This is a genomic window from Streptomyces sp. NBC_01431 (assembly GCF_036231355.1).
GTDB lineage: Bacteria > Actinomycetota > Actinomycetes > Streptomycetales > Streptomycetaceae > Streptomyces.
The window spans coordinates 3,276,191-3,301,021 of sequence record NZ_CP109496.1 but is presented as its reverse complement, the minus strand read 5'-3'; the positions used below and the strand labels follow the sequence as shown (position 1 = coordinate 3,301,021).

The 24,831-nt window shown below is 72.3% G+C and carries 20 protein-coding genes; 12 read left to right on the top strand and 8 right to left on the bottom strand.

Translation table 11 applies throughout. The features are described 5' to 3' along the window. Positions 1-102 precede the first annotated feature (102 nt). Complete coding sequence (locus tag OG522_RS15045) at positions 103-450, bottom strand: hypothetical protein (protein ID WP_329463502.1); 348 nt, start codon at positions 448-450, stop codon at positions 103-105. Positions 451-775: 325 nt separating this feature from the next. Here OG522_RS15045 and OG522_RS15040 point away from each other — a divergent pair, with 325 nt between their 5' ends. The 3 genes from OG522_RS15040 (at position 776) to OG522_RS15030 (ending at position 3,049) form a co-directional block, all read left to right on the top strand. Beyond that, positions 776-949 (top strand): hypothetical protein, encoded by a 174-nt coding sequence (locus tag OG522_RS15040; RefSeq protein ID WP_329463501.1) that lies wholly within the window; start codon positions 776-778, stop codon positions 947-949. A gap of 233 nt (positions 950-1,182) precedes the next feature. Further along, positions 1,183-2,427, top strand: a complete 1,245-nt coding sequence (locus tag OG522_RS15035; RefSeq protein ID WP_329463500.1) for a hypothetical protein — start codon at positions 1,183-1,185, stop codon at positions 2,425-2,427. A 103-nt stretch (positions 2,428-2,530) separates the two neighbouring features. Then, a complete protein-coding gene (locus OG522_RS15030) occupies positions 2,531-3,049 on the top strand; it encodes a DoxX family protein (protein ID WP_329463499.1) in 519 nt (172 codons plus the stop codon). Here the strand turns inward: OG522_RS15030 and OG522_RS15025 are convergent. Both OG522_RS15025 and OG522_RS15020 read right to left on the bottom strand, forming a co-directional pair. After that, complete coding sequence (locus tag OG522_RS15025; protein WP_329463498.1) at positions 2,953-3,219, bottom strand: hypothetical protein; 267 nt, start codon at positions 3,217-3,219, stop codon at positions 2,953-2,955. The genes OG522_RS15030 and OG522_RS15025 overlap by 97 nt on opposite strands. Next, complete coding sequence (locus OG522_RS15020) at positions 3,206-4,492, bottom strand: PspC domain-containing protein (RefSeq protein WP_329463497.1); 1,287 nt, start codon at positions 4,490-4,492, stop codon at positions 3,206-3,208. The genes OG522_RS15025 and OG522_RS15020 overlap by 14 nt, the downstream gene beginning before the upstream one ends. Positions 4,493-4,824: 332 nt before the next feature. Here OG522_RS15020 and OG522_RS15015 point away from each other — a divergent pair, with 332 nt between their 5' ends. The 4 genes from OG522_RS15015 (at position 4,825) to OG522_RS15000 (ending at position 9,349) form a co-directional block, all read left to right on the top strand. After that, positions 4,825-6,096 carry a PspC domain-containing protein gene (locus OG522_RS15015; protein ID WP_329463496.1) on the top strand — a complete coding sequence of 424 codons (1,272 nt, stop codon included), beginning with the start codon at positions 4,825-4,827 and terminating at the stop codon, positions 6,094-6,096. Beyond that, positions 6,093-6,773, top strand: coding sequence for a response regulator transcription factor (locus tag OG522_RS15010; RefSeq protein ID WP_329463495.1), 681 nt, complete (start codon positions 6,093-6,095; stop codon positions 6,771-6,773). The genes OG522_RS15015 and OG522_RS15010 overlap by 4 nt, the downstream gene beginning before the upstream one ends. A 101-nt stretch (positions 6,774-6,874) precedes the next feature. Continuing rightward, positions 6,875-8,092, top strand: a complete 1,218-nt coding sequence (locus tag OG522_RS15005) for an alpha/beta hydrolase (RefSeq protein ID WP_443074833.1) — start codon at positions 6,875-6,877, stop codon at positions 8,090-8,092. A 78-nt stretch (positions 8,093-8,170) separates the two neighbouring features. Further along, positions 8,171-9,349 (top strand): alpha/beta hydrolase, encoded by a 1,179-nt coding sequence (locus OG522_RS15000; protein ID WP_329463493.1) that lies wholly within the window; start codon positions 8,171-8,173, stop codon positions 9,347-9,349. A 72-nt stretch (positions 9,350-9,421) separates the two neighbouring features. Here OG522_RS15000 and OG522_RS14995 read toward each other — a convergent pair whose 3' ends face one another. Beyond that, positions 9,422-10,492 carry a C40 family peptidase gene (locus OG522_RS14995; protein ID WP_329463492.1) on the bottom strand — a complete coding sequence of 357 codons (1,071 nt, stop codon included), beginning with the start codon at positions 10,490-10,492 and terminating at the stop codon, positions 9,422-9,424. A 360-nt stretch (positions 10,493-10,852) separates the two neighbouring features. On the opposite strand from OG522_RS14995, the gene OG522_RS14990 reads away from it, so the two are divergent. Both OG522_RS14990 and pcrA read left to right on the top strand, forming a co-directional pair. Beyond that, positions 10,853-11,206: a hypothetical protein gene (locus tag OG522_RS14990; RefSeq protein ID WP_329463491.1), complete on the top strand. Its 354-nt coding sequence runs from the start codon at positions 10,853-10,855 to the stop codon at positions 11,204-11,206. 95 nt (positions 11,207-11,301) lie between these two features. Then, positions 11,302-13,773: a DNA helicase PcrA gene (pcrA, locus tag OG522_RS14985; protein ID WP_329463490.1), complete on the top strand. Its 2,472-nt coding sequence runs from the start codon at positions 11,302-11,304 to the stop codon at positions 13,771-13,773. Positions 13,774-13,777: 4 nt separating this feature from the next. Here pcrA and OG522_RS14980 read toward each other — a convergent pair whose 3' ends face one another. Further along, positions 13,778-15,334, bottom strand: coding sequence for a M23 family metallopeptidase (locus OG522_RS14980; RefSeq protein WP_329463489.1), 1,557 nt, complete (start codon positions 15,332-15,334; stop codon positions 13,778-13,780). A 322-nt stretch (positions 15,335-15,656) separates the two neighbouring features. After that, on the bottom strand, positions 15,657-16,481 hold the full coding sequence (locus OG522_RS14975; protein WP_329463488.1) for an esterase/lipase family protein: 825 nt from the start codon (positions 16,479-16,481) through the stop codon (positions 15,657-15,659). Positions 16,482-16,866: 385 nt separating this feature from the next. Between OG522_RS14975 and OG522_RS14970 the strand changes: the two genes are divergently transcribed. Further along, complete coding sequence (locus OG522_RS14970; protein ID WP_329463487.1) at positions 16,867-17,280, top strand: cobalamin B12-binding domain-containing protein; 414 nt, start codon at positions 16,867-16,869, stop codon at positions 17,278-17,280. A 346-nt stretch (positions 17,281-17,626) separates the two neighbouring features. Here the strand turns inward: OG522_RS14970 and OG522_RS14965 are convergent, their stop codons facing one another. Next, entirely contained in the window at positions 17,627-19,222 is a 1,596-nt protein-coding gene (locus tag OG522_RS14965) for a DUF5691 domain-containing protein (RefSeq protein WP_329463486.1), read from the bottom strand. Positions 19,223-19,594: 372 nt separating this feature from the next. Further along, positions 19,595-20,959 (bottom strand): SWIM zinc finger family protein, encoded by a 1,365-nt coding sequence (locus tag OG522_RS14960; protein ID WP_329463485.1) that lies wholly within the window; start codon positions 20,957-20,959, stop codon positions 19,595-19,597. Between the two features lie 127 nt (positions 20,960-21,086). Here OG522_RS14960 and OG522_RS14955 point away from each other — a divergent pair, with 127 nt between their 5' ends. Further along, positions 21,087-22,235 carry an ATP-binding protein gene (locus OG522_RS14955; RefSeq protein WP_329463484.1) on the top strand — a complete coding sequence of 383 codons (1,149 nt, stop codon included), beginning with the start codon at positions 21,087-21,089 and terminating at the stop codon, positions 22,233-22,235. Continuing rightward, positions 22,232-24,829, top strand: coding sequence for a DUF5682 family protein (locus OG522_RS14950; RefSeq protein ID WP_329463483.1), 2,598 nt, complete (start codon positions 22,232-22,234; stop codon positions 24,827-24,829). The genes OG522_RS14955 and OG522_RS14950 overlap by 4 nt, the downstream gene beginning before the upstream one ends. Positions 24,830-24,831 lie beyond the last annotated feature (2 nt).

Below are 24,831 nucleotides of genomic sequence, written 5' to 3'. Positions count from 1 at the left end.
ACCGCCGCACCGACGGCGCCGCTCCCTGCCCGGGGCGGCGCCGTCGTCGTTTCGGGGCGCCTTGGCTCAGTGGGCCTTCAGGTGCTCCCGGGCCGCCTTGGCTCAGTGGGCCTTCAGGTGCTCGCGGGCCGCCCGGACGAACTCCTCGCGGAGTTTCATGAACGCCTCCCAGACACCCGCGGGCTCCTCGGCGGCTTCGTGCATGGCCCGGATCCGCTCGACGAGCGCCGCGGCCTCCGGTGCGGCGCCCACCGCCTCAAGATCGATCATGTTGAACGCGGCCTGCGTCTTGGTGAACGCCGCGTCGACCGCCGCGAGTGCCTGCCGCTCGTCCTCGTACTCCCCGCGCCAGCGGCGCCAGGCGACCCGTGCCTCCGCATCGGTCGCGGTCAAGAACGCGGCGTACGTCTCCCGATGCGCGAGATAGATCGATGTCCAGTCCTGCGCCACGCCGGTAACCTCCCACGCACGACAGCTTTCTGACGTCGAGTCAGATCACGATGGCATGCGGGGGCCGGGACGAGAAGACCTGTGCAGGGCCGAAGGGAAGATCGGGAGAGCCGCGCGGGTTCGCCGGGTCCGCGCTGCGAGGCCGGGCGGGGTCGGGCCGGGCCCGCGCTACCACACCACCTCACCGCCCTCGGGGAGCTCCGGGCCGACTCCGCGGCCCCGCCAGCCGAATGGCTCTGTCCTTGTTGCGGCGCGGACCGTGCCCCCGGAGATTGTGCTTACGGAGATCAACCGCTCTCCCAACCGCTCTCTCATTGGAGGCACAATGCGCATTCGTCTTTCTGTCACGGCTCTCGGCCTGGCCGCACTCGCCCTGCTGGGCTCGGCGGCCGCCGCCACAGCAGCGCCCGCCTCGCCCGCGGTCTCCCAGAGCCAGCTGGCGCCGATGGACAACGACCACGGCTCCGTGGACCAGTCGGTCGGCACCATGACGGGTTGACGTACTGAGTGCTTGTCCCCGCCGCCTCGCCCCGACCCAGAAGCCGGGGCGAGGCGGCGGGCTGTGCCGGGCCCCGCTCAAGCCGGTCCGATCCCGAACTCCTGTCGTAGTACGTCAATTTGATGGTGCGTCAATCACTCGCAGGCCCCTTGCTCCCCAGCCGGTGGGTGGCGTTCGTGCGACACAATTCCCTCACGGTCCAAGGGGCTTGATGCGGAGGGGTGGAGTTCTCGGTGGCGGTCCAGGAGGCTCGGCAATGCGGCGGCGACTGCGCGCACGGCGCGCGGGACGGGCACCGGCGCGCGGTGGCGGAGTTCCTCGCCAAGCGGGACGGGCTCGCGGCGGGTGAGGGACTGCCCGCCGCCGTGGCCCACTCGGCCGGGGCGTCCCGGCAGTGGGTGTCGGACGAACTGACCCAGTCCGCCCGGCTGGTCGCCGAGTACGGCCGCGAGGCGGGCCGGACCTGGCCCGAGCGGGTGTGGCGGGGAACGGTGGCGACGGTGTGGGCCGGGGCGGCCGCCTTCGCCCTCGCCGAGGCGTTCACGGCGATCGGCGCGGGGTGGACGGCCGCACGCACCGCGGGACTCCTGGCCGCGCTGGCCGCGGCGGTCCTGCTGACGGCGGTCGCCTACCTGCACCGGGCGCGCGGCGGCCTGCTCGCCCCCGTACTCGGCGAGGACAACCGGCTGTCCACCTCGCGGGCCGTCGCGGTGGTGTGGGCCCTGTTCGCGGTCTTCGCGACACTGGTCCTCGCGCTGCGACTGGCCGGAGCGTCGGGCCACGCCGAACGCGAATCGCTGTTACGCGGGCTCGAACTGGCCCGGTGTGGTGGCCTGTTGGCGGTCGTGTTCCTCACCTCGGGGATCGCGGTCGTCGTCCGCGGTGTGGTGACGGTACGCGTCCACGAGCGGCGCCTGCAGAAGGTGCGGGCCGACCGGCCGCGCGGGGCCGACCTGCTGACGGACGACGCGGGGCGGGGTAGCTTCGCGGACGCCCAGTACGCGGCGGTGAGCATGGTGGCGGTGCTGTTCGCCGCGGTGCGCCTGGCCCGCAGTCCCGCTCAACTCCCCGACGTTCCTTGGGGGTTGGCGGCCCTCGTCGCGATCTCCGCAGCGACGTACTTCGCCGGGAAGTACGCGGAGGGCGGCCGTCCGGTGATCCTCTCCGTGGTACGGGCCCGGGAGGCGGGGGACCTGGACGCTCCTATCCGCACCGGTGACGACATCGAGATCCGCGGCGCGGGATTCGTCCCGCCGGGCGCGGCCACCCCCGACCTGCTGGCCCGCCTGACCGTCCGCATCGGCGCGGTCCACGTCCACGTCCCCCTGATCCCGGTCCCCGGCGGCTTCGCGAACCCGACCGACGGGGTGCTGACGGTGCCGGTGCCGGTGGACGTGGAGGCGGGGCGGGTGGAGGTACGCGTGGTCACGGCGGCGGGGGTGGAGACGGAGGGGGTCGTGGTGGAGGTGGGGGAGTAGGGGGGCTCCCATCCGCCCGTTCGGCCCGTTCGCAATGAGACACCCGTTCCCCGCGTCCGTATCGTCTGGTGAAGAGCCGAATCGGATGGAGGCGGGATCAGCCATGGCACATGGACATGCGACCAGGGTGCGGACCGGCGTGGACCAGCCCCGGGGATGGCGGGAGACGGCCCGCACCTACGCACTGCTGCCGCTGCGGATCTTCCTCGGCGTGACGTTCGTCTACGCCGGGCTCGACAAGCTCACGAACAGCGCCTTCTTCCACGCCTCCGGCACCGGATCCATCGGCGAGCTGATGCACGGGGTGCGGAACACCTCCGCGATCCCCGCCCTGGTGGACCTCGCCCTGAAGAATCCGCCCGGCTTCGGATACGCCATCGCGCTGGGTGAGCTGGCCGTCGGCATCGGCATGCTGATCGGCCTGTTCGGGCGGCTCGCCGCACTGGGCGGCGCCCTCATCTCGCTCTCCCTGTGGCTCACGGTGAGCTGGCAGACCACCCCGTACTACTACGGCAACGACCTGGCCTACTTGATGGCCTGGCTGCCGCTCGTACTGGCGGGGACGCCCCTGCTGTCCGTGGACGCGCTCCTGGCCAGACGGCGCCGCTTGCGCACCCCGTAGTCGATCCAGCCCGCCAGCGAGGCGAGGCCGAGGCCGCCGCACACCAGCGGGATGACCAACGGCGGCGGGGTGTGCCAGCGCCCGGCGGCGTCCCCCATGAACAGGATCGCCGTGGTGATCAGCGCGAGCCCGGCGATGAGTCGCCCGGGGCGGAAGTCATGACGCGGCACGGTCCACCTCCGCCTGGCCGACGCCGACCCTGACGTCGAGTTCGAGGGTGCCGGCCGGCGCGGCGCCGACGGGCGGCGGCAGCGTGGCGGTCCGCTTCTGGTCCGGCGTGACCTGGATGTCGTTCGGCTTCTCGCTGGGCAGCTGGATGTCGCCGACCCCCACGTCGATGGTCACCTTCACGGTCACGTCCTTCGGTACGACGACCCTGGCCTTGCCCGCGCCGACCTCCGCGCGGGTCGTCAGGGTGTGGCCCGGCGGCACGGCGATCCGGCTCAGGTCCAAGGTGGCCACGCCCGTGCCGAGCCGGTAGTCCGGCTGGACCTCGGCGGTGGTGGTGGGTGTCCATCCGGTGCGCACCCAATGTGTGTCGATCGACTTGGGCAGGGCCGCGGACCCGGCGAGCAGGGCGGCGGTGAGCAGCGCGAGGAAGATCGTGCCGAAGCCCGTACGGCCCAGCCACGAGCTGAGCACCAGGCCCAGCCCGAACACCCCGAGCGCCGCCGCGAATCCGATCTCCAGGCCGGTGCCCAGCGGTTGGTGGCCCCAGGCGCTGCCGAACCCGGCGCCGAAGGCGAGCAGCGCGGCGAGGAAGAGGAGGCCGCCGATGGGGCGCGGCCCCCGGGTCTCGCGTGCCGCCGCCTTCGCGGCCTTGCGCGCCTTCGCGGCAGGAACCGGCTCCGCGTCCGGGGGGCCCCACAGGTAGCCGCCCGCGACCGGACCGGTGGTGCCGTCCTTGATGATGGGGTCCCGCCACCAGGACGGCGGTGACGGTGCCGGTGGCGCCTTGGTCTCGGGCGGCGCGTCCGCGACGGCCTGCGCCGCGACCGGGTCGAGCGGAACGTCCGCGGGCGCGGTGGAGCGCCGCTGCGACCAGACGCCGACGCCCGCGACCAGCAGCGTGAGCAGCACGGCGAACGTCATCACCGAGCCGTTCCTCAGCATCGTCAGGAAGATCCCGCAGCCTGCCAGCGCCATCAGTACCGCGACCAGGGACGCGCCCTCAACCCGGCCGGTGAGCAGCCGGCGCGCCTCGTTCTCGTCCTCGCCGTCGAGCGGCACGAGCAGCCAGGCGAACCCGTAGACGACCAGGCCGAGGCCACCGGTGACGGCCAGCACCCCGAGCGCGATCCGGAAGATCACCGGGTCGATGTCGCAGTACCGGCCGAGGCCGCCGCAGACTCCGCCGATGACCTTGTTGCTGCTGCGGCGCAGCAGCGGGGCCTCGGGGGCCGGATCGGGCGGCGCGAGGGGCGTCTCGGTCGGCTGATTCATACGTACATGGTGACGGGCCTCCACCGCCCCCGGCACCCGCCCCGACCCTGGCCTCTCCCTGATTTCAGCCCCGAAGGGAAAGCCCCGGCGCGCCGAAGGGAGAGAGTCCGCCCCCTTGAAGGGGAAACCCCGGCCCTCGCAGAGGGAAGCCCCGCCTCGTCGTAGGGAGAGGGCCTGGCCCGTTGAAGGGAGAGAGCCTGGCCCCCTTCAACGGGGAGAAGCGGTACCCCTCGGGAGGGAGGCCGTCTCCCGCGGGCGAGGGGGGTGCCCTCAGGGAAGCCTGGGGGCCAACCCTGATGCCCGCCGCCCCGCGCGCGTGTGACGATCGGGGCATGCCAGTCGCCACCCCCCGCATGTCGCCGCCCGAGGCCGACGAAGTGCCGGTCCGCAAGCTGTACCGCTCCGCCGAGGGGCGGATGCTCGGCGGGGTGGCGCGGGGGCTCGCCGGGCACCTCGGCCTTCCGGTGGTGTGGGTACGGATCGTGTTCCTCGGGCTGCTGTCGATCAACGGCCTGGGGGCGCTGCTGTACGCGGCGTTCTGGTTCGTGGTGCCGCTCGGCCGCGGTGGCACAGCCGAGCGTCACTCCGCCTTCGAGGTCAGCCCGGACGGCCGGCGCAGGCTGCGCAAGCCCGACAAGGGCCAGGTGGTCGCGCTGATCGCGCTGGTCTTCGGCGCCGCGATCTTCGCCTCCAAGGTGGACGTCGGCGGCTGGGCCAACCCCTACGTCTTCCCCAGCGTCCTGATAGGCGTCGGCGTCATCCTGGTGTGGCGTCAGGCCGACAACACGCGCCGCGCCCGCTGGACCGAGGGCGCCCGCCGCAGCCGGTGGCTTCCGGTGGCCCGGGGGCTTGCCGGAGTTGCCCTGGTCGGCGCCGGGCTCACCGGGTTCGTCGTGGTCAACGGCTCGGCGGCGCAGCTCGGCAACGTACTGACGGCGGCGATCGCCGTGCTCGCCGGTATCGCGCTGCTCGCCGGTCCCTACCTCGTCCGTATGACGCAGGACCTGTCCGAGGAGCGCCTGATGCGCATCCGGGCCCAGGAGCGCGCCGAAGTGGCCGCGCACGTCCACGATTCGGTGTTGCACACTCTGACCCTGATCCAGCGCAACGCGGAGAACGTCGGCGAGGTGCGGCGCCTGGCCCGCGCCCAGGAACGGGAGTTGCGCGCCTGGCTGTACAAGCCGGAGGGCACCGGACGCGAGGAGGAACCGGAGACGCTCGCCGAGGCGGTGAAGCAGGCGGCGGCCGAGGTCGAGGACAAGCACGGCGTCCCGATCGAGGTGGTCGTGGTGGGTGACTGCCCGCTGGACGACCGGCTGACCGCACAGATGCAGGCCGCACGCGAGGCAATGGTGAACGCGGCCAAGTACGGTGGCGAGGGCGGCGCGGTCCAGGTGTACGCGGAGGTCGAGGGCCGCACGGTCTTCGTCTCCGTACGGGACCGGGGCCCCGGATTCGATCCGGACGCGGTGCCCGGTGACCGGATGGGCGTACGAGAATCAATCATCGGCCGGATGCAGCGCAACGGCGGTACGGCGAGGCTGCGTTCGGTGCCCGGCGGGGGCACGGAGGTCGAGCTGGAGATGGAGAGGGCAGACGGATGACCGAGGAAACGACAGGACGCCGCGTCAGGGTGGTGCTGGTCGACGACCACCGGATGTTCCGTACCGGGGTCCAGGCGGAGATCGGCCAGACCGAGACCACGGGGGTCGAGGTGGTCGGCGAGGCGGCCGACGTCGACCAGGCGGTCACGGTCATCACCGCGACCCGGCCCGAGGTCGTGCTGCTCGACGTGCACCTGCCGGGCGGCGGCGGCGTCGAGGTGCTGCGCCGCTCGGCGGCCATGATGGCCGACGCCGAGAACCCGGTCCGCTTCCTCGCGCTGTCCGTCTCGGACGCCGCGGAGGACGTGATCGGCGTGATCCGCGGGGGTGCCCGCGGCTACGTCACCAAGACGATCACCGGCACCGACCTGGTCGACTCGATCTTCCGGGTGCAGGACGGCGACGCGGTGTTCTCGCCGCGCCTGGCGGGGTTCGTCCTGGACGCCTTCGCCTCCACGGACGCGCCGCCGGTCGACGAGGACATGGACCGGCTCACCCAGCGCGAGCGCGAGGTGCTGCGGCTGATCGCCCGGGGCTACGCCTACAAGGAGATCGCCAAGCAACTGTTCATCTCCGTCAAGACGGTGGAGTCGCACGTCTCCGCGGTGCTGCGCAAGCTCCAGCTGTCCAACCGCCACGAGTTGACCCGCTGGGCGACGGCCCGCCGACTGGTCTGACAGCCCGTGTGTCGCCCCAGCGGCTGACTTCGGCCTTACCTGCGTAAAACCATGGCAAAACCGGCAACCCGGACCCGCTCGTGTCACTCTTGCCCAACGTGATGAGCCTGACCGGAACGCCCTTCTTCGTGACCGCGATCGTGGTGGCCGCGCTTGCCGTTGTGGTGCCGCTGCTCGTGTGGCAGAAGATCGGCGGCTCCGCCGTGGTGCGCGGTGCCGTGCGGCTGTTCATGGTGCTCGTCGCCCAGGCCTCCGCGGTGCTCGTGGTGTTCGTCGCCGTCAACAACGCCAACGGCCTGTACGACACCTGGGGTGACCTGCTCGGCATCGACAGCCATGTCGGCGCCGCGCCCGACCTGGGTGTCGACGGCACCGGCGGACGCAGCATCGCCAAGGAGCCGCGCATCAAGCAGGTCTTCACGCCGGTCGACGACTCCCGGATGGGGCCGGGCGTCCAGATCACGGAGCTGACCGGCCGGGTGTCCGGGGTGGACGGGGAGGTGTACGTGTGGCTGCCGCCGCAGTACGACGACCCGGCCTACAAGGCCAAGGACTTCCCCGTGGTGGAGATGCTGCCGGGCTACCCAGGCTCGGCCAAGGACTGGTTCACCAACCTCGACGTTACCGGGCAGCTCCGGCCGCTGATGGAGAAGGGCGAGGTCAAGCCCTTCATCCTGGTCGCGCCGCGCACCTCGCTGCTCGCCGGGCAGGACACCGGCTGCGCCAACGTGGCAGGAATCGTCAACGCCGACACCTGGCTGAGCGTCGACGTCCGCAAGATGGTCACCGACAACTTCCGGGCGACCGGCCGCGCCGACGGCTGGGCCGTCGCCGGGATATCGGCCGGTGCCCACTGCGCCGCCAAGCTGGCGATCGAGCACCCCGACCGCTACCGCGCGGGCATCGCGCTGTCCGGCTACAACGACCCGGCCGCCGAGTCCGACTCGATCACGGCGGGCGACCGGACGCTGCGCCGCGAGACCAACCCGCTGTGGATGCTGACCCACGCCAAGCACCCGCCGCGCACCTCGCTCTTCCTCACCGGCCAGCCGGGCGACGGCTACGAGGACGGCCTCGCCCTGCGCAAGGCCGCGAAGCCGCCCACCGGGGTGTGGGTGCAGAAGACCGGCGGGGGCCATCTCAACGTGGTGTGGAAGCCGCTGGTTCCGGAGGCCTTCCGCTGGCTCTCCGAGCAGGTGGCCGGCGTCCAGGACGCGAAGGGCGGCCTGAGCGCGGACGGCGGCGGCGTGAACGCCGCGGTGATCCAGGCGACGGGCAGGCGGGGCACCCCGATCCGGCAGCATCAGGGGCGCGGCTAGGCCCCGTACGCCCCGAGCGCGGTACGGGCTGAGAAGCCCGGGGCACAGGGCGTCACCCTTTGGTAAAACGCTGGCAAAATGGGCAACTGGTTGTCACGGGCACCCCTCTTCGGGGGCGTGATGAGCCTGACCGGTACCCCCTTCCTCGTGGTCGCGATCCTCGCGGCCGCGGCGGCATTGCTGCTGCCCCTCTTCCTGTGGACCAGGATCGGCGGTCCCGCCGTGATGCGGTGGGTGTCGCGGCTCCTCATGCTGGGCTTCGCCCAGGTCACCGCGATCCTCGTGGTCTTCCTCTTCGTCAACAACGCCAACGGCCTGTACGACACCTGGGACGACCTCCTCGGCGGCGGCAACCACGTCAACGCCGCCCCCGACCTGGGTCCCGACGGCACCGGCGGTCGCAACGCCGCGGCCGGGCCCAGGGTGAAGCAGAAGTTCGAGCCGTACACCAGCAAGGTCGGCAAGGGCGTGGTGAAGACCACGCTCAAGGGTCAGGTCTCCGGCGTCGAGGGCGATGTGGCGGTGTGGCTGCCGCCGCAGTACGACGACCCGGCGTACAAGGGCAAGACCTTCCCCGTTGTCGAGCTGCTGCCCGGCTACCCCGGCTCGATAGGCGCCTGGTTCGGCACCCTGAAGGTGCAGGAGCAGCTCACGCCGATGATGGAGAAGGGCGAGGTCGCGCCGTTCATCCTGGTCTCGCCGCGCACCACCCTCCTGGACGGCAAGGACACCGGATGCGCCAACGTGCCGGGCGTGGTCAACGCCGACACCTGGCTGAGCGTGGACGTCCGCAAGATGGTCACCGACAACTTCCGGGCCGCCACCGGCGCCGACGGCTGGGCGGTCGCCGGGTACTCCGCGGGCGCCCACTGCGCGGCCAAGCTGGCGATCGAGCACCCCGACCGCTACCGGGCCGGGGTGGACCTCTCCGGCTACAACGACCCGGCCGCGGAGAAGGACTCGATCACCGCGAAGAACCCCCAGCTGCGCGAGGAGTCCAACCCGCTGTGGATCCTCAAGCACGCCAAGACCCCGCCGCACATCTCGCTCTTCGCCTCCGGTGAGCAGACCGACGGCTACAACGACGGCCTCGCGCTGAAGAAGGCGGCCAAGGCGCCCACCTCGGTCACCGTGGTCAAGCTCAACGGCGGCGGCCACGCCAGCGCGGTGTGGAAGACGCAGGTGCCCGAGGTCTTCCGCTGGCTGACCAAGGAGATGGGCGCGGGCGCGAAGGTCGCTCCGGAGGAAGGGGCCTGACGTCGCGTCAGGATACTTTGGTTCCCCGGTCGGCTGCTGACATAGCGTCAGATATTGTGTCGGCTCCGGCTGTCACGTGGGCCGGACCGCGCCCGCGAACGGCATCTCGTCGATCGACGCGACCCGCACCGGCGCCCCCGGATGCGGGGCGTGGATCATCTGGCCGCCGCCGATGTACAGCCCGACGTGACTGATCCCGGAGTAGAAGAACACCAGGTCACCCGGGGCGAGTTGGGATCTTGCCACCTTCGCGCCGGAGTTGATCTGGGTGTACGTGGTCCGCGGCAGCTGCACCCCGGCCGAACGCCAGGCGGCCTGGGTCAGGCCCGAGCAGTCGAAGGACGAGGGCCCCGTCGCGCCCCACACGTACGGCTTGCCGAGCGCGCTGTAGGCGAACGCGACGGCGGCCGCGGCCCGCGCGGTGGGCGCCGCGACCGGCCCGCGCGGTGCGTCGGCGGACCGGCTCGACCGGTCGGCCCCGGAGGACCCGCCGCCCCCGTGGCTCGCGTCGGGCGCCTCGTAGGCGGTCCGCTCCGGCGCGGTGAGCTCGGCGAGCAGCGCCTCGGCCGAGGTGATCTTCGACTGGATGTCGCTCTTCTGCCGCCGCAGCGTGGACTGCTGATCGCGCAGCTCGGTGAGCTTTCCGTCGGCGGTGGCGTGCAACTGGTCCAGCTCCGCGACCTGCCTGCGCACACCCGCAACGGACGCCGCGGTCCGGTCCCCGGTCCGCTCCGCGAACGCGGCGTTGTCCAGGTACTGCTGCGGGTCGGAGGAGAGCATCAGCTGTAGTTCGGGGGCCACCGAACCGCTGCGGTACTGGGCGGCGGCGAGCGAGCCCAGAGCGTCGCGCGCCGCGTTGAGCTGCTGGGTCTTGCGGGCCGCCTCGTCCCGCAGCTCGGTCAGCGAGCGCTCGGTCGCGTCCGCCTTCTCCTTCGTCCCGTCGTACGCCTGCGTCGCCACCTCCGCGTCGTGGTACAGCTGGTCGACCTTGGCCTTGACCTGAGCCGGGGTGAGCTTCGGCTCCGCGTGCCCGGACCCCTCGAAGAGGGTCGCGGTCGCCGCCGACGCGAGCGCGAGCGTCGCGGCGGTGCGGGCGGCCGGGCCGGTGAGCGGATGCTGCTTGGGCTTTCGGTGGGCAGCCACGAGGGCTTTCACGTCCTTCCGTACGGCAGTGCTTGCGCCCCGGCCCCCTCGCGGAAGCCGCTCCGACGACGGACCGCACAGGGGGAGCGGCCCGCCGCCGGACCTTTCGGCGGGGGTGACCGACGGCCGCCCGGTGGTGCGGCGGCGGTGGGGAGTCGGTCACCTGGGGGAGGACGCTAAACCTGGGGGACACGGGCGAGCGACGTCATGACGGGAAGTGCCACTTTCCGGCGCCGACGCGACTGACTCCGACCGTTGTGGTTGCTTCGGCCCACAGGCTCCGTGCCTGCTGTGACCGAAGTTCCGCTCGGGCCCCACCCGCTGCGCTGAGCCTGCTAGGGGGGAATTAGGCTCCGGCTCATGGACGTACTCATCAATGTCGTCGTCGGCCTGCACATCATCGGTATCGCGTCGCTGCTCGGCGGCTTCCTGACGCAGATGAAGGCGATGAGCGCGGGCACCGCCCGCTTCGTCCCGGCGATGCTGCACGGGGCCCTGACCATGCTGGTCACCGGCGTCGCCCTGGTCGGCCTCAACCAGGCCGACGACCACCCCGTGAACACCATCAAGATCGGCGTGAAGCTCGCGGTCCTGATCGTGATCCTCGGCCTCGTCTACGTGAAGCGGGACGACGAGAAGATCGAGAAGCCGCTGTTCGGAGCGGTCGGCGGCCTCACGGTCGCGAACATCTTCATCGCCCTGCTGTGGACCTGATCGGGCCCCGGGCCGGGCGCGTGCCGCGGTAGCCCGGGTCCTCTTTTCGAAGGGGGCCGCGGGGTGTCAGAGGGGCCGCCTAGACTCGGGAGACGATGAGCAGCCTCTTTGACGACAGCTTCCTGGCGGACCTCCAGCCCTCCGAGGAGGAGCACCCGCCGCCGCCCGAGGAGTCGCACGCACCCGAAGCGGTGCCGGACGACCTCTTCGGGGGCCGTTTCGACGCGCCCGTGGACCGCGACACCCACTACCGCGGCGGCGCCCCGCGCCCGGTGATCGACGCGGCGGCCCTGCTCGACGGGCTGAACGAGCAGCAGCGCGCGGCCGTGGTGCACGCGGGCTCGCCCCTGCTCATCGTCGCCGGCGCGGGCTCGGGCAAGACCCGGGTGCTCACCCACCGCATCGCCCACCTCCTCGCGACCCGCGGGGTGCACCCCGGGCAGATCCTCGCGATCACCTTCACCAACAAGGCCGCGGGCGAGATGAAGGAGCGCGTCGAGCAGCTGGTGGGCCCGCGCGCCAACGCGATGTGGGTCATGACCTTCCACAGCGCGTGCGTACGGATCCTGCGCCGCGAGTCGAAGAAGCTGGGCTTCACCTCGTCGTTCTCGATCTATGACGCGGCCGACTCCAAGCGCCTGATGGCGCTGGTCTGCCGGGACCTCGACCTGGACCCGAAGAGGTTCCCGCCGAAGTCGTTCAGCGCCAAGGTGTCCAACCTGAAGAACGAGCTGATCGACGAGGAGACCTTCGCGGGCCAGGCCGCGGACGGCTTTGAGAAGACGCTCGCCCAGGCGTACACGATGTACCAGGCGAGGCTGCGCGAGGCCAACGCGCTGGACTTCGACGACATCATCATGACCACGGTCCACCTGCTCCAGGCCTTCCCGGACGTCGCCGAGCACTACCGGCTGCGCTTCCGGCACGTCCTGGTGGACGAGTACCAGGACACCAACCACGCCCAGTACACCCTCGTACGGGAACTCGTGGGCCCGGCCGGCGAGGCGCAGGCCCCCGCCGAGCTGTGCGTGGTGGGCGACGCCGACCAGTCGATCTACGCCTTCCGCGGCGCGACGATCCGCAACATCCTCCAGTTCGAGGAGGACTACCCCAACGCGACGACGATCCTCCTGGAGCAGAACTACCGCTCCACCCAGACGATCCTGTCCGCCGCCAACGCGGTGATCGAGCGCAACGAGAGCCGCCGCCCGAAGAACCTGTGGACGGACGCCGGGCCCGGCGCCCAGATCACCGGCTACGTCGCCGACACCGAGCACGACGAGGCGCAGTTCGTCGCGGACGAGATCGACCGGCTCACCGACAAGGGCGAGGCCAAGGCGGGCGACGTCGCCGTCTTCTACCGCACCAACGCGCAGTCCCGCGTCTTCGAAGAGATCTTCATCCGGGTCGGCCTGCCCTACAAGGTCGTCGGCGGCGTCCGCTTCTACGAGCGCAAGGAGGTCAGGGACGTCCTGGCCTATCTGCGTGTCCTGTCGAACGGCGAGGACACCGTCCCGCTGCGCCGCATCCTCAACGTCCCCAAGCGCGGCATCGGCGAGCGCGCCGAAGCGATGATCGACGCCCTTTCGCTGCGCGAGAAGATCACCTTCCCGCAGGCGCTGCGCCGCGTCGACGAGGCGTACGGCATGGCGGCCCGCTCCGCCAACGCCGTCAAGCGCTTCAACGCGCTGATGGAGGAGCTCCGTACCATCGTGGACTCCGGGGCGGGACCCGCGGTCGTCCTCGAAGCGGTCCTCGAACGGACCGGCTACCTCGCCGAGTTGCAGGCTTCCACCGACCCGCAGGACGAGACCCGCATCGAGAACCTCCAGGAACTGGCCGCCGTGGCCCTGGAGTTCGAGCAGGAGCGCAGCAGCGCCGAGGGCGGGGACGGGGCAGGCGCGGGCACGCTCGCCGAGTTCCTGGAGAAGGTCGCCCTGGTCGCCGACTCCGACCAGATCCCCGACGAGGACGAGGACGGCTCCGGAGTCATCACCCTCATGACGCTCCACACCGCCAAGGGCCTCGAATTCCCCGTCGTGTTCCTCACCGGCATGGAGGACGGCGTCTTCCCGCACATGCGCGCGCTCGGCCAGGTCAAGGAGCTGGAGGAGGAGCGCCGCCTCGCGTACGTCGGCATCACGCGCGCCCGCGAGCGGCTGTACCTGACCCGCTCCTCGATGCGCAGCGCCTGGGGCCAGCCCTCGTACAACCCGGCCTCGCGCTTCCTGGAGGAGATCCCGGTCAAGCACCTGGAGTGGAAGCGGACCGGCCCGATGGCCGCGCCGGCCGGCCCGGTGTCGGGCAAGTCGCTCGGCGGCGGGATCGGTGCCTCGCTGTCCTCGTCGCGCTCGAAGTCGGGGCCGTCGGGCTTCGCGACCCGGCGCGGCGGCGACAAGCCGGTGGTCGCGCTGTCCGTCGGCGACCGCGTCACACACGACCAGTTCGGCCTGGGCACCGTGGTGTCGGTGACCGGCTCGGGCTCGGACGCGCAGGCCACGATCGACTTCGGCGACGAGCGCCCCAAGAAGCTGCTGCTGCGCTACGCGCCGGTCGAGAAGCTGTAGTTGGCTACGTCGGGTTGAGGCCGTGGCTGCGCAGCCACGGCAGCGGGTCGATGGACGTGCCGCCGTTGGGCCGCACCTCGAAGTGGAGGTGCGGTCCGGTGGAGTTGCCGGTGTCCCCCGAGTAGGCGATCACGTCGCCCGCCTTCACCTTGCCGCTGCGCACCTTCGTGCTGGACAGGTGGCAGTACCAGGTCTCGGTGCCGTCGTCGCCGGTCACTATGGCCATGTTGCCGTAGGCGCTGTTCCACTGCGTACGGACCGTGCCGTCGATCGCGGACATCACCGGCGTGCCCTCGTCCACCGGGAAGTCGATGCCGGTGTGCACCGACATCCAGTTGACGCCGGCCTGCCCGTAGTAGGCGCTGAGGCCCTTCTGTGTCACCGGCAGGACGAACTTGGGGCGCGCGGCCTCCTTGGCGGCGGCCGCGTCGTCCTTTTTCTTCTTCTCCGCGTCTTGGCGTGCCTTGAGGTCGAGACGCTCCTGCGTGCGGCTGGCCCGGTCGGCGAAGCCGTTCGCGTCGGCGCTGAGATTGGCGAGCTGGGTGTCCAGCTTGGTGTTGGCGGCGACCGGTTTGACCGACGCGGGATCGGAGGCGGCCGTCACGGTGCCGCCGTCGTCCTTACCACCTGTGAAGCCGCCCACGGAGGCGACCGCGACGCCCGCGACCCCCATCACGCACACGGACGGAACGGCGACGGTCAGCAGCGCCGAACGCTTGGCGGGGCTACGCCGCCGGCGCCCGGCACCACGGCGAGCCTCGGCCCGCGAGCCCGCGGGAGCCGGGCTCGGCGCATCGAGAACGTCGGGGCCGGAAGCGTCGGAGCCGGAAGCGTCGGGGCCGGATTCCGGCTCGTACTCGTACTCGTACTCGTACCCGTACTCAGCCTCGGCCTCGGGCTCCAGGGCGGCGAACTCAGCCGTTTCGTAAGCGAGTTGGGGCTCGGGTTCCGGGTCGGGTTCAGGGGTGACGGGCTCGGGGAAGGCGGTCGTCGTGGTGGCCGTCGCGTTCCATGCCGTCGCGTCGTACGTCCCGGTGTCGGAGCGCATGCCGGGCACGGTCCACTGGCCGGTGGTGTCGTGGGCCGCGGCGAACGCGCTGTTGTCGTACTGACCGGTGTCCTGCGCCTGGGTCCAGGCGCTGGCGTCCCACTGGCCCGTCATGTCGAAGGCGCCGGTGTCGAAGGCGCCCGTGCCGGTGCTCTGGGCGGGGAAGGCGGGGGTCGTGAACGCGCCGGTGTCGAACTGGCCGGTGCCGAAGGTCCTGGTGTCGAACTGGCCGGTCGCGCCGCTCGGTTCGTACGGCGTGGCCTGGGGCGGAATCGTCCACTGGCCGGTGGTGTCGTACGCGGAGGTGTAGGCGCCGGTGTCGAACTGGCCGCTGTGGCCTGTCGCATAGCCGTTCTGGTCGGCGTACGTGTCCCGCGCGTGGCCCTGCATGGTGCCGAAGAGCGGATCGACGTCGAAGCTTCCGGTGTGGGCGCTGTCGCCACCATGGCCGCTGCTGCCGTTGAGGTAACCGCCGTGTCCGACGTACCCGGCGTGGGCGTGCTGGTCAGTCACCAACTTCTCTCTCGCCTCGGCAACAGAACCTGCGGCCGGGTTCCCTGATGGGCGGGGGTCCCGGGGAAAGCAGTGGCGTGACTGTACCCGGCGGTACGCGAGGGCGACAATCTTCCGAAGGTTTTGCCCTCCGGGGAAAGGGGCATTCAGCCGCCTTTCGGCTGACAGGTGGCCGAGGTTTTGGCCCTGAGTTCGAGACGCGTTCGACGGCGGGCGGGTTGCCCGTACGTCACCGCCGCCGCGAGCCGACGTCTCATCCAAGCCATCGCCAGGGCCGGGGATGACCGGCGACCGGTGGCCGAGACACCCGGCGGGAAGCCGCTCAAGCCACCGAGAATGCCTCCTGACCTGCTTCCTTGCCCTGCCCGGCGATCAACGCCTGACGCACCCCGGCCGCGACCGCCGGATGCACCGGCATCGCGAGATGGCCGATTCCCGTCACCTGGACGTTCTGGGCGAGCAGATCCGGGTGGTCGATGCGGGCCGTCTCCGTCGGAATCATCAGCGTGTCGAGGTCGCTCCAGAAACTCACGAACCGGGTGCGAATGTCGGGCGCGGGCCCGCGCAGCTCCTCGACGACATCGGACCCGGGGCACATCTGCCGCACGATCGGGTGGGCGTGCGCGAGTTGCGCGGAGCGGGTGCCGGAGTGCGGAGTGGCCAGTGTGACGAGCGTGCGGACGTGCCGGTCGCCCCCCAGGCACTGGACGTAGTAACGGGCTATCAGTCCGCCCAGGCTGTGCCCGACGATGTCCACCTGGTGGTGCCCGGTGCGGGCACAGATCTCCTCGACATGGCGGCCCAGGAGCTCGGCGGCGACCCTGATGTCGCAGGTCAGCGGCGAGTAGTTGAGCGATTCGAGATGCCGCCAGCCGTGCCGGGCCAGGGAGCGGCGCAGCAGTACGAAGACGGACCGGTTGTCGATGAAACCGTGCAGCAGGACCACCGGCGGGTGTGCTCGGCCCGCGGTGGGCAGCTGGGGCGTGGCCTTCGCGGGGTCGCTCGGGTGCCGTTCCGGAGCGAGACCGGAGGGGTAGAGGAGCAGATGGCCCGCGAGGACGGCCAGATCGAGCGCGGTGGCCCGGACCAGTGCCGCGGAGAACCAGGCGCGCCGCAGGTACAGCGGCAGAAGCGAAAAGACCTGCACGGCGGCGACCTCCCGAACGGCGCACGGGGAGACCACTCCGTCCCCCGTATGCCCTCATGGGGCTCCGCCGGTGAAGGCTTTCGTGGGGCCGTGCCCCGGATGCGCGAGGGGCCGGACCGCCGTGCTGCGCGGCTGGCAGCACGGTGGTGCGGCGCCTTCGTAGCGGCTCCCCTTGCGACCGTGTCCGCCCCGTGGCGACCGCGCTCCGGCTGATGCCGGTGGGTCGAGTGGTGTGGGCCCGGTGCAAAACGAACGTGTCCCACGTGTGATTTCCCCCTCCCTCCCCACCGTGAAACGGCGGGTTGCGGGATGCTGTAGATAACGTTCGTTCACTTCCCCGGCTCTTCGGCACGGGGGTGCGCAGGTTGGACATGTGGAGGCAGTGATGGGTGTAACTGGTCCGATCCGCGTGGTGGTGGCCAAGCCGGGGCTCGACGGTCACGATCGCGGGGCCAAGGTCATCGCGCGGGCGCTGCGTGATGCCGGCATGGAGGTCATCTACACCGGGCTGCACCAGACGCCCGAGCAGATCGTGGACACCGCCATCCAGGAGGACGCCGACGCGATCGGCCTCTCGATCCTCTCCGGCGCGCACAACACGCTGTTCGCGAAGGTGCTGGAGCTCCTGAAGGAGCGGGACGCGGAGGACATCAAGGTCTTCGGCGGAGGCATCATTCCGGAGGCGGACATCGCGCCGCTGAAGGAGATCGGGGTGGCGGAGATCTTCACGCCGGGGGCGACCACGGCGTCGATCGTGACCTGGGTCAACGCGAACGTCCGCCAGCCCGCAGGCGCCTAACCCTGCGGTGGCGCCCGCCCCCCTGCGCGTCGGGGGCTGTGCCCCACCCCGAGGGGCTGTGCCCTTGCAGTCGGGCTTCCCCGGCCCGGCTCGGGGCTCCGCCCCGGACCCCGTTCCTCAAACGCCGGCGGGGCTGGATTTTGCCGGACCCGCGCTGGGAGTGCGGGCTCGGGTTCGGTTCGGGTTGGCTCGGCTCAGCGTGGCTCGGGTTGGCTCAGCTGAGTCGCTAGGGCTCAGCTCAGCCGGGCGGAGTTGGGGTGCCTGGGGGCACAACTGGGTGTCGGGCCGCAGGTCGACCGGCAAAAGGGGCCGGGGTGCAACCCTCGGCTGCCGGGGGCGGGGTGGGCTAGCCCCGTAGTTCCTCCCGCATCGCCGCTCGCAGCGACAGCGTTGCCGCCAGGCGCTGGAAGGCCTCCGCCCAGTACCCCCCGGCCCCCGGCGACGCGCCCTCGGACTCCGGCGGCGTAGCCGTCAGCGCTTCCAGGCGGAGGGACTCCGACGGATCGAGGCAGCGTTCCGCCAGGCCCATGACGCCGCTGAAGCTCCACGGATAGCTGCCCGCGTCCCGCGCGATCTCCAGCGCGTCGACGACCGCCCGCCCCAATGCCCCCGCCCACGGCACGACACACGCCCCGAGCAGCTGGAACGCCTCCGACAGGCCGTGCGCGGATATGAACTCGGCCACCCACTGCGCCCGTTCCCCCTCCCCGAGCGTGGAGAGCAGCTTGGCCCGCTCGGCCAGGGACGTCGTGCCCGCGGCCTCGCCGGGCGGCGCCGACGGGGTGCCGAGCAGGGCCCGTGACCACTCCGCGTTCCGCTGGCGCACCGCTGCCCGGCACCACGCGGCGTGCAGTTCGTCGGCCCAGCCGTCGGCCACGGGCAGCGCCACGATGTCGCGCGGAGCGCGGCCGCCGAGCCGCGCCGGCCAGGTGTCCAGCGGCGCCGACTCCACCAACTGGCCCAGCCACCACGACCGTTCACCCCGCCCCGCCGGAGGTTTCGGCGCTACCCCGTCCCGTTGCATCGCCGCATCGCACTCGTGCGGCGCCTCCACCGCGATCGACACCCCCTCGCCGGTCCGGTCCAGGGACACACAGGTCGCCGCGCGCCGCGCCATCCGCGCCGCGAGCGCCGAACCGGGCAGCGCGGACAGGAGTTCCGCAGCGGTCGCCCGCACGTTGCGGCTGCGGTCGGACAGCGCCCGCTCCAGAAACGGCTCGTCCGCATCCGAAAGCCCGCCGCGCAACGAGTCCAGGAACATCAGCCGGTCCTCGGCCCGCTCGGTCGACCAGGTCGCGGCGAGCAGCGCGCGCCCCGCCCCCGGGTCGTACCGCCGAACCGCTCCCAGGAGCGCCACCCGCTCCGCGAACAGCCCCTCATCCCAAAGGAGTTGTATGTGTTCGGCGTCCCCGGGGTCGGGCAGTACTCCACTGCCCTGCGCGCCACGTAGGGCGAAGCGCCACTCGGGGTTGAGCCGGGCCAGCCACAGCCCGCGCGGGCCCGCGAAGGCCAGTGCCTGGGGGCGCAGATCGGTGCGGGCCCGCGCCCCGTCGAGCAGAGCGGGGAGCAATTCGGCCGGTGCGCGGTAGCCCCGCTCGTTCGCCGCCGCCAGCCACTGCGGAAGCAGCTCACCCAGATCCGGGGCGGTCCCGCGCCGCCCTCCGGCATGCGCGGGCGCCGAACGGTCGGCGAGCAGCAGTGCCAAACGCCGACGCGCGGCCTTCGGCAACGCGGGCCGCCCATCAGGAGGCGCCGCCTCGGGACGTGCCCCCGCAACAGCCGGAAGCAGCCCGGCTCTGCGCCGCAGTGTCTGCGCCGCCGCGGCATCGAGCAGCTCCCCGGGCGTCCCGGCAACCGGACGCCGGTCCGTCCCCAACAACCCCGCCGCCACCAGCTCCTCCCAGGAGCAGGCATCCGGCACACCCCTAGCGGTGCGCGTCATCAATCCCCCCTCGCCCTCGACTTCGTCCCGCGGAGCCCTCGCTCCCGCTTCCCCGGCCCCTCAGCCCCTCAGCCTCGACCTTGCCCCCCGTATCCCCTCGGTCCCGGCCTGGCCCCGAGTCCCGTGGCCGCGGTTTCGTCTCGTATCTCCTCGGTCTCGGTTCCGGCCTGGCTCTGGGCCCCGCCGCCGCGGTTTCGTCTCGCATCTGCCTCAGTTCGGCCGCGCTTCCGGGCCCCGTGGCTCTGCCCTCCCCCGTCCCGGACCCCCGTGGTTCCGCCCCCCGGGGCCTCGCCCCCCCCCGGGCCTCGCCCCCCCGGCCTCGCCCTCGGCTCCCGCTGGGAGCCCGCCCCCGCCCGGCGACGGCCGTCGCGGTCACCTCAGCCTCACCGTCTCCGTCGCTCCCTCCGCCCATGCCGCGAGCGGGGTGAACCCTCGGTGGCCGCATTCGCCGAAGACGGTCAGCGGGGAGCCCCCGGACAGCGCGACGAGTTTCCACAGGCTCCCCCGGGCTGCGGCGGCCGGAGCGATCGGCAGGGCCAACTCGGCTGATGTATCGGCGAGTTGCCATGTGTCGTCGCCGTCCTTCGGCGGTACGGGTATGACCTCCGCCAGTGTCACCGGGCAGGCGTCCAGCCAGGGGTCGTCCAGGAGGGCCCGACCGTACCGTTCGACCGCCTCGGTGGTTGTGCCGCCGGGGGGCGGGCCCCCGGCCGCGGTCGGCGTGCCGTATCGCTCGCCCAGTGCGGCTCGCAGCTGGCCCGCGCCCGGGTACGGCGTCAGGTCCGCGTCGATCGCCAGGCCGACCGGCAGTGTCAGGCCCGGGGCGCGGCCCGCCGCGCCGAAGTCCAGGATCAGTGCCGAGCGGCCCGACTCCCTCCCGTACAGCCAGATCCGGCGGGTGGTGAGCTTCGCGTCCGCCGCGTCGTACTGGGCCAGGACCTGCCAGCTGTCGCGGATCGCGGAGCCCTGCGGCGTGGCGGGCAGGCCGATGCGGGACCGGACCGTCGCGGTCAGCGGTTCCGGCAGGGCGGCGCGGCCCAGCCAGGCCTGGTCGAGGAGGTGCACCAGTGCACACTCTTCGAGCAGTCGCGCCGGCCAGTCCGTCCCGGTACCCACAATCGCCCCCAACTCCCGTACCCGACCTGCCAGTCCCGGTGCCTGTGCGTCGACCATGCGGGCGGCCGTCTCCTCCCACATGCCGTACCCGGGGCTCTCGGCCGCCGCGAGTCCGCCGCGCAGTAGATCCGACAGGCGCTGCTCCAGCTCCACCGACCCCGCGGTCACCCGCTCGGCCCGTCTCTCGGCCCGACGCCTGGCCGCCCCCCGGTCAACGGGCTTGTCAGCAAAGGCGGTTGATCCTGCTCCCTCGGTGGCCCCGGTCCCAGACGATCCTCCCCTCCTCCCCGCCAGGCATCGCGCCGCCCAGTCCGGCGCGGTCCCGGGTGGCGTCGCCCGTTCGTCGGACGCCCAGAGCAGCAGCAGCCCCACCGCGTGCTTGCACGGGGCCTTCCGGCTCGGGCAACTGCACATGAACCCCGGGCCACTTGTGTCGACCACCGTCCGGTACGGCTCGCTGCCACTGCCCGCGCACAGCCCCCACACCGCCCCCGAGTCGTCGCACCCGCTCCGCGACCACGGCCCGGCCGTGCCGAGCCTGCGGCCCGCGTCGCGTGACGCATCGTCAGGCGCCAGTGCGAGCACCTGCTCCACCGTCCGGCGCACCTCCTGCTGAGTCATGTCCCCGAAGGTACGTGCGACCACTGACAATCGGCTCTGACCTGCGGCGACGAGTGATTGTCAGTGGCGTGGTGCACGGTTGACCCACAAGCCGGTCGCATGTCTCGAACGACCTGGAGGGGGAGCCATGACCGTGTCCGAAATCGAGTCCGCCCGCACCGAGTCCGGTGCCGAGCCCCACGCCGAGTCCCGGGCGGAAGCGGCCCTGCGGCCGCACGCCGAGCACGCCTTCGCGGACGAACTGGCGGCGCTGGCCGCCGCCGACGACCGGCCCCGCCCGGCCCGTTGGCGCCTTTCGCCGTGGGCGGTCGCGACGTATCTGCTCGGCGGCACCCTGCCCGACGGCACGGCGATCTCCCCGAAGTACGTGGGACCCCGGCGCATCGTCGAGGTCGCCGTCAGCACGCTCGCCACCGACCGCGCACTGCTCCTGCTCGGCGTGCCCGGCACCGCGAAGACCTGGGTGTCGGAGCATCTCGCCGCCGCCGTCAGCGGGGACTCCACCCTCCTCGTACAGGGCACGGCCGGCACCCCCGAGGAGGCGGTCCGGTACGGCTGGAACTACGCGCAGCTGCTCGCGCACGGCCCGAGCCGCGAGGCGCTCGTGCCCAGCCCGGTCATGCGGGCCATGGCGCAGGGAATGACCGCCCGCGTCGAGGAGCTCACCCGCATCCCGGCCGACGTGCAGGACACGCTCATCACGATCCTGTCCGAAAAGACCCTGCCCATCCCGGAGTTGGGGGCCGAAACGCAGGCCGTACGGGGATTCAACCTGATCGCCACCGCCAATGACCGTGACCGCGGTGTCAACGAGCTGTCCAGTGCCCTGCGACGCCGCTTCAACACGGTGGTGCTGCCGCTGCCCGCCACCGCGGAGGCGGAGGTCGACATCGTCTCGCGCCGCGTCGACCAGCTCGGCCGCTCGCTCGACCTGCCCGCCGTGCCCGACGGCATGGCGGAGATCCGCCGCGTCGTCACCGTCTTCCGGGAACTGCGCGACGGCGTGACCTCCGACGGCCGCACCAAGCTCAAATCCCCGTCGGGGACGCTCTCCACCGCCGAGGCGATCTCGGTGGTGACCGGCGGCCTCGCGCTCGCCGCGCACTTCGGCGACGGCGTACTCAGATCCGGCGACGTGGCGGCCGGAATCCTGGGAGCGGTGGTGCGCGACCCGGCGACGGACCGCGTCATCTGGCAGGAGTACCTGGAAACGGTGGTCCGTGAGCGGGACGGCTGGAAGGACTTCTACCGCGCCTGCCGCGAGGTGTCCGCATGACAGCGCCGCCGCGTGTCATCCCGGCCCGCTCGGAAGGGCCCCTGCTGCTCGGAGTGCGGCACCACGGTCCCGGCTCGGCGCGCGCCGTCCGCAACGCGCTGGACGCCGCCCAGCCCCGCGCCGTGCTCATCGAAGGGCCGCCGGAGGGGGACGCGCTGCTCGGGCTCGCCGGGGACGTGGACATGCGGCCGCCCGTCGCGCTGCTCGCCCATGTCGTGGACGATCCGGGGCGCGCCGCGTTCTGGCCGATGGCCGAGTTCTCGCCGGAGTGGGTGTCGATCCGGTGGGCGCTGGAGCACGGCGCGCAGGCCCGCTTCATCGACCTTCCCGCCGCCCACTCGCTGGCTGCGGGGGAGGACGGGGAGGACGCGGAGGGCGCCCTGCGGATCGACCCCCTCGGAGTGCTCGCCGAGGCCGCCGGGTACGACGATCCGGAGCGGTGGTGGGAGGACGTGGTGGAACACCGCGCCGGCCCGGCAGCCGCTTCTCGGGACGCCGCGGCCGACCCCCGGGCGCCCTTCGCCGCGCTCGCCGAAGCCATGGCCGTGCTCCGTGAGACGTACGGGGACGGGGGTCACCCGCGCGATCTGGTCCGCGAGGCCCATATGCGGCAGCAACTGCGGGCAGCCACAAGGGAGTTCGGGGATGCCATCGCCGTCGTCTGCGGGGCCTGGCACGTGCCCGCGCTCGCCGGGAAGTTCACCGTGGCCGGTGACCGCGCCCTGCTCAAAGGGCTGCCCAAGGTCAAGGCCGAGCTGACATGGGTGCCCTGGACGAACCGCAGGCTCGCCCGGCACAGCGGGTACGGGGCGGGGATCGACTCGCCCGGCTGGTACGGGCACCTGTTCGGCGCCCCCGACCGGCCCGTCGAGCGCTGGATGACCAAGGTCGCCGGGCTGTTGCGGGAGGAGGACCGCCAAGTCTCGCCCGCCCATGTCATCGAGGCCGTCCGGCTCGCGGGGACGCTCGCCGCCCTGCGCGGCCGCCCGCTGCCAGGCCTCGCCGAGACCACGGATGCGGTACGGGCCGTGCTGTGCGAGGGCTCCGACGTTCCGCTCGCGCTGATCCAGGATCGGCTGATCGTGGGAGACGTGCTCGGCGAGGTGCCCGACGCGGCGCCCGCCGTGCCGCTCCAGCGCGATCTCGTACGGGCCCAACGAGCCCTGCGGCTCAAACCGCAGGCGGCGGAGCGGGAGTTGGAGCTCGACCTGCGCAAGGAGACCGACGCGGCGCGCAGTCGGCTGCTGCACCGGCTGCGGCTGCTGGGCATCGGCTGGGGCGAGCAGGGCCGGGCGCGGTCCACCGGCACCTTCCGAGAGAGCTGGCGGCTGCGCTGGGAGCCCGAACTGTCGGTACGGGTCGCCGAGGCCGGGGTGTGGGGCACCACCGTCCTGTCCGCCGCCACCGCGAAGACCGAGTCGGACGCGGTCGCCGCGACGGCGCTGGTCGACATCACCGCCCTCGCCGAGCGCTGTCTGCTCGCCGAACTGCCGGACGCGCTCCCGGTGGTGATGCGTGCACTCGCCGACCGTGCCGCGCTCGACACCGACGTCGCCCACCTCGCCCAGGCGCTGCCCGCCCTCGCCCGCACCTTGCGGTACGGAGACGTCCGCGGCACCGCGACCGCCGGTCTCGCCGAAGTCGCGGCGGGTCTCGCCGAACGGATCTGCGTCGGCCTGCCGCCCGCCTGTGCTGCCCTGGGCGCGGACGGCGCAGCGGAAATGCGCGACCACCTGGACGCCGTCCACGCCGCGATGAACCTCCTCGTCGACCCGGCGGCGGCCGACCCCGCGGCGACGCACGCCGCGACCGACCGGGCCGCGCTCGGCCCCGCCCCTGCCGCCGCCGAGCCATCGACCGGCCCGGCAGCGACCGACCCAGGTCCCGATGTCGACGCCGCGCCGACCAGCCCAGCGATAGGCGGCCCCACCCCTGACGTATCAGATTCCGACCCGGCCGAAGCCGTGACCGAGCCAGCCCCGACCGGCCCCGCCCCCGCCTTGACCGGCACCGGCCCGGCAGCGACCAACTCCGGCCCCGGCCCCCGCCTGATCGGTTCGGGCGGGCTTCGGGCGCGCTGGTTCGGCGTGCTGGGGCGGCTTGCCGGGTGGGACGGCGTTCCCGGGGGCATTCGCGGCCGGGCGATGCGGCTGCTGCTTGACGACGGCCGGGTGGAGAGCGCGGACGCGGCCCGGTACATGGGGCTCGCCCTCTCGCCCGGGACCGCGCCCGCCGACGCGGCTGCCTGGATCGAGGGGTTCTTCGGCGGCGCCCCCGGCGGCGGAATGCTCCTGGTGCACGACGAGGCGCTGCTCGGCCTGCTGGACGGCTGGCTGACGGGTGTGGCACCGGACGCGTTCACGGATGTACTTCCGCTGCTGCGGCGGACGTTCGCCGGCTACGAAGCGGGAGTGCGGCGCACGCTGGGGGAGCTCGTGCGGCGTGGCCCGGCCGCGCGGGCCGGGGCCGGTGACGCCCCGGTGCCCGGGTTCGGCTCCGGTCTCGATGCGGCGCGCGCGGATGCCGTACTGCCGCTGGTCGCCCTCCTGCTGGGGCGGGATCAGTCCAACAACCCGGTAGGAGTGGAGAGTTGAGC